This is a genomic window from Streptomyces sp. 13-12-16, from assembly GCF_002114215.1.
GTDB lineage: Bacteria > Actinomycetota > Actinomycetes > Streptomycetales > Streptomycetaceae > Streptomyces.
Genome location: NZ_NCTE01001224.1, coordinates 1 through 701, shown reverse-complemented (window position 1 = coordinate 701; position 701 = coordinate 1). Strand labels below are relative to the sequence as shown.

Genomic DNA, 701 nt, shown 5'->3' with positions numbered 1-701 from the left:
CGCGGTCGACGCTGCGGTCCGGTCGGTGCCGTGGGCGGTCGCCTCGCCGGCCGGGGTGGGCGGGGCCGCCCCGTCCGTCCCGTCGCGCCAGACGAAGCCGTGGAACGGGGCGACCGTCACCGCCGTGTCGGCGCCCCGGTCGGTGATCGCGGCGGCCACCCCGTCGATGTCCTCGCGGAGCAGGAAGGGGCTGGTGCACTGCACGAGCAGGACGACGTCCACGGGGGCGCCGTGCAGGGCCTCGTGGGTGTCCATGGCGTGCAGGACGGCGGCCTCGGAGGTGGCGGTGTCGCCGGCGATGGCGGCGGGCCTCAGCACGACCTCGGCGCCGGCCTGCCGGGCGGCGGCCGCGATGGCCCGGTCGTCGGTGGAGACGACGACGTCCGTGACGTACCGGGAGGCGCGGCACTCGCGCACGGCGCGCGCCACCAGGGGGACGCCGCCGACGGGGGCGAGGTTCTTCGCGGGTACGCCCTTGGAGCCGCCGCGCGCGGGGATCACGGCGAGTACCCGGCGTACGGCAGGGGAGGTGGGCATGGGATCAGCTCCTCGAGCGGGGGTCGGGCCGGTCACAGTTCGCCCATCCGGCGGATCACCGGGGCCACGCGCTGCACGCCGTGCCGGTAGGCGCCGCGCGCCGCCCGGCGCACGATCTGCCGGACCGGTCCGGGCTCCCGGTCGGCGGCGGGCGCGCCGGGCAG

1 protein-coding gene is annotated in these 701 nt (G+C 78.5%); it reads right to left on the bottom strand.

The features are described 5' to 3' along the window. Positions 1-537: cytidylyltransferase domain-containing protein (locus B7767_RS38070; RefSeq protein WP_256923715.1), on the bottom strand; the 537-nt coding region annotated here is incomplete at its 3' end. Between the last annotated feature and the right edge of the window lie 164 nt (positions 538-701).